This is a genomic window from Cellulomonas biazotea, assembly GCF_004306155.1.
Lineage (GTDB): Bacteria > Actinomycetota > Actinomycetes > Actinomycetales > Cellulomonadaceae > Cellulomonas > Cellulomonas biazotea.
Map to the genome: position 1 here is coordinate 1 of NZ_BIMR01000302.1, position 4,001 is coordinate 4,001.

The window sequence follows — 4,001 nt, forward strand, 5'->3', positions numbered from 1 at the left end:
CAGGGCAGGGCGAGCCCGTCGACCACCTCGACGCCCGGCGCGCGCGCCAGCAGAGCGCCCGGCAGCGCGATCTTCGACCGCCGCAGACCGCTGCCGATGACGACCGTCCCGCCCGCGTCCGGGTCGTCGACCGCGACCCGCGCGTCGACCAGCACCCGGTAGCCCGCGGGCAGCCCCAGCGGCGTGATGCCGCCGTACTCCATGCCCGACTCCGCGACCGCGCGGTCGGTCGGCAGGAAGGACGCCTTGCGCACGTCGAGCAGCCGCTTGACCGTCGCGTTCACGTCGGCCCGCGTCGTGGCCCGCACGACCGCCGCGGCGACCCGCTCGACGCCCTCCCGACGACCCGAGACGAGCACGCAGTTCGCCGACGCCGCGGGCGGCAGGTCGTACGCCGCGGTGAGCGCCGCGGTGTCGGCCAGGTCCGGGTCGATCTCGGTGACGAGCACCGCGTCGGCCACCGCGGGGTCGGCGGCCAGCCACGCCTCGACCGCAGCACGGACCGGGTCGGCGAGCAGGTCGGGGCGGTCGACCGCGCGCACCCACGGCAGCGTGCCGAGGACCGTCGTCCCGGCCGTCACCGCTGGTACGTCCCCACGAGCACGGCGCGCGCGAGCGTGTGGAACACCACCGCGGTGTTCACCGCCCCCGGCATCGCGTCCGGGCCGACGCCGAGCGAGGCGGTGTCGAGCGCGTGCACGACGAAGAAGTAGCGGTGTACCTGGTCACCAGGCGGCGGGGCTGCCCCCACGTACGCGGCCTCGCCGTCGTCGCCGCGCACCGCGAACGCCCCGGCCGGCAGCGTCGTGCTGCCCGCGGTGCCCGCGCCGGACGCGAGCTCCGTCGTCGTGGCGGGCACGTCGACGAGCGTCCAGTGCCACCAGCCCGCCGGACCCGGGGCGTCCGGGTCGAAGCAGCTCACGACGAACGAGCGGGTGCCCTCCGGGAAGCCCGACCAGGCGAGGTGCGGCGACACGTTCGCGCCTGCCGGGGTGTTCGTGTGGGCGTCCGGGAGCCGGTCGCCGGGCGAGAAGTCGTCGCTGCGCAGGTCGAACGACGGCACCGCGGGCAGCAGCGCGTACGGGTCGGGGGCGACGGGACGGGTCAGCGAGGTCATCGCGACATCATCGCCCGCGGGTGGCGGGGGCGCGCGGGGTTCTGTGCTGACGTCGGCCCGTGTCGGCTCGTCTCGGCAGATTCCGGAGGTCGCGCCGCAGGTCCGGGCGGTGCGCGGGTCGCCGCCGTTGCGCCGGGGGAGTGGCCCGATTGACACGCCTCCGGGTGTCAGCGTCTACTGAGATACTCGAACAGGTGTTCGACGAATCGGTGAGATCCGGACGTCGTCGCAGGTCAGAACGTCGTGACGTCGCGGGAGGTGGTGCCGGATGGCGGTGGGTGCGCTGTCCGGGCAGGACCGGGCCGAGCTGGCCCGGGCCGTGCTGGCGCACGCCGAGCTGAGGACGGGCGCCCGCAGCACCCGGATGGGACTGCGAGCCGTGGACCTGCCGGGTGGGCCTCCGGCGACGACAGCCGCGCGCGAGGCGGGGAGCGGTCCGGCGGCGACCACGACCGGTCCGGCTGCGGCCCCGACCGATGTGGCGGCGGCACCGTCGACCGGTCCGGTGGCCGTGCCGGCGACCGTGCCCGACTACGACGGGTCGGTTGCCGGGATCCCGGCGCACCGCGCCACCGTCCGGCCGGCCGAGCCGTCGTCGCCCCGGTACGCGGGCGTCCTGACCACCGAGCGTCCGCCGCTGCCCGTCCCCGCCCGGCTCTCCGCGCTGCTGCCCGACGGCCTGCGGCGCGGCGCGACGACCGCCGTCGTCGGGTCCACGTCGCTCGTCCTGACGATGCTCGCGCACGCCTGCGCGGGCGGTGCGTGGGCGGCCGTCGTCGGGCAGCCGACCGTCGGCCTGCTCGCCGCGGCGCAGGCCGGGGTCGCGCTCGACCGGCTCGCGGTCGTCCCACGGCCCGGCGCCGATGCGGCCACCGTGGTCGCGGCGCTCGTCGACGGCATCGACGTCGTGCTCGTCGGGCCGGACACGGCGCTCACGGACGCGGACCGGCGGCGCCTGTCCGCCCGGGCGCGCGACCGCGGTGCGGTGCTGCTCTCGAGCGTGCCGTGGCCGGGAGCCGGGACGGTGCTCACCGTCGAGGGCGGCCGCTGGTCGGGCGTCGGCGCGGGCGACGGGCGGCTGCGCGCCCACGAGCTGCGCGTGACCCGCTCGGGCCGTGGCGGCGCCGCCGTCCCGCTGTCGGTCGACCTGACGCTGCCGCTGTCCGCGGAGCGCGGCACGGTGCCGGCGTGGACGGCCGGCACGGGGACGAGCGGCACGGGGACGAGCGCTGTCGTGACGAGTGCTGCCGCGACGCGCGCGGCCGGTGATGGCGACGACCCGTCCGTGCTCGTCGTGGTCGCAGGTCCCGACCTGCGGCTCGTGGGATGAGGGGCGCGCGATGAGCACCCGGACCACCGTGCTGTGGGTCCCCGACTGGCCGGTCGTGGCGGCCACCACCGTCGACGAGGTCGCCGCGCACCTGCCCGCCGCGGTGCACGACGGGCAGCGTGTCACGGCCGTGTCCGCGCTCGCCCGCGTCGAGGGTGTGCGCCGCGGGATGCGGCGTCGGCAGGCCCAGGGCTGCTGCCCCGAGCTCGTGCTGCTCCCCGCCGACGACGCGCGCGACGTCCGCCTGTTCGAGCCCGTCGCGAGCGCGGCGGAGACGGTCGTCGCGGGCATCGAGGTGGTCCGCGCGGGCCTGCTGCTGCTCCCCGCGGGCGGCGCCAGCCGGTACCACGGCTCGGAGGACGTCCTGGCGGAGCGGCTCGTCGACGCCGTGGCGGACCTGTCGGGGCACGAGTGCGCGGTCGGCACCGCCGACGGGCTGCTCGCCGCGGTGGTCGCCGCCCGCACCGGCGCGGTCGTGCCACCGGGCCGGTCGCCGGCGTTCCTCGCGGAGCGGGGCGTCGTCGAGCTCGTGCACGCCGCGGTCACCGAGGAGGCCGTGCGGGACGTCACCGACCTCGTCGACCTCCTGCACCGCCTCGGCCTGCGCACGCTCGGTCAGCTCGCCGCGCTGCCGCCCACGGACGTGCACGCCCGGTTCGGGCGCCTCGGCACGTGGGCGCAGACCCTCGCGCGCGGCGACGACGAGCGCCCCCCGGCCCGGCGACGTCCCGAGGCGGACCTCGAGGTCGCCACCGAGCTCGACCCGCCGCTCGACCGGGTCGACACCGCCACGTTCGCGGGCCGCCGCCTTGCGGAGGACCTGCACGCGCTGCTCGTGCACCGCTCGGTCACGTGCGGACGGCTGCAGATCGCCGCACGCACCGACGACGGCACCGACCTGGTCCGCACGTGGCGCACCGACCTGGGCGGGTTCGGCGGCCTGACGCCGCAGCGCATCACCGACCGGATCCGCTGGCAGCTGGAGAGCTGGCTGTCCTCGACGGCCGTCGCGACCGCCCGAGGCCGCGCGCAGGACGCACCCGACCGGGTCCGCGCCGCCCGGGCCCGTGCGCTGCGCAGCCGGTCGCAGGACCCGTGGGCGCTCGACGACCTGCCGGTCGACCCCTGGCCCGACGACGACACCCGCGCGGTGACCCTGGTTCGCCTCGCCGTCACCGCGCTCGACGTCGCGCCCGCGGGTGCCGAGCAGGGGCGGCTGTGGGGCGGTCCGTCGGGCGGGGACCTGCGCGCGCACCGCGCGCTCGACCGCGTGCAGGGGATCGTCGGCGGGCAGGGCGTCCTCACCGCGACCCTGCAGGGAGGCCGCGGGGTCCGCGACCAGGTGCACCTGCGCCCCTGGGGCGAGGAGCCGGCGCCCGCCCGCGCCGCCGACCTGCCGTGGCCGGGCCGGCTGCCCGACCCGGCGCCCGCGACCGTCCTCACCGAGCCCGTCCCGGTCGACGTCCGGGACGCGACCGGACGGCCCGTGCTGCTCGACGTGCGCGTCGGGATGCGCGGCGAGCCCGCGACGGTCCGCTGGCCGCAGGACGGCGC

The 4,001-nt window shown here is 78.0% G+C and carries 4 protein-coding genes; 2 read left to right on the top strand and 2 right to left on the bottom strand.

Annotated elements, in window-relative coordinates:
* A partial coding sequence (locus CBZ_RS17200; protein ID WP_130782706.1) for a YbaK/EbsC family protein occupies window positions 1–581 on the bottom strand: 581 nt, incomplete at its 3' end.
* Window positions 578–1,117 carry a YbhB/YbcL family Raf kinase inhibitor-like protein gene (locus CBZ_RS17205; protein ID WP_130782707.1) on the bottom strand — a complete coding sequence of 180 codons (540 nt, stop codon included), beginning with the start codon at window positions 1,115–1,117 and terminating at the stop codon, window positions 578–580. The genes CBZ_RS17205 and CBZ_RS17200, both read right to left, overlap by 4 nt.
* A gap of 505 nt (window positions 1,118–1,622) precedes the next feature.
* On the opposite strand from CBZ_RS17205, the gene imuA' reads away from it, so the two are divergent.
* Both imuA' and CBZ_RS17215 read left to right on the top strand, forming a co-directional pair.
* The gene (gene imuA', locus CBZ_RS17210; protein WP_246013507.1) at window positions 1,623–2,447 is read left to right on the top strand and encodes a DnaE2-dependent mutagenesis accessory factor ImuA'; all 825 of its coding nucleotides are present in this window, start codon (window positions 1,623–1,625) and stop codon (window positions 2,445–2,447) included.
* Window positions 2,448–2,457: 10 nt separating this feature from the next.
* Window positions 2,458–4,001 (top strand): DNA polymerase Y family protein (locus tag CBZ_RS17215; RefSeq protein ID WP_130782708.1); only part of this gene is annotated, 1,544 nt, incomplete at its 3' end.

Coding starts and splice junctions, on each gene's coding strand:
- CBZ_RS17205 (WP_130782707.1), bottom strand. CDS start 1,117: ATGACCTCGCTGACCCGTCCCGTCGCCCCCGACCCGTACGCGCTGCTG.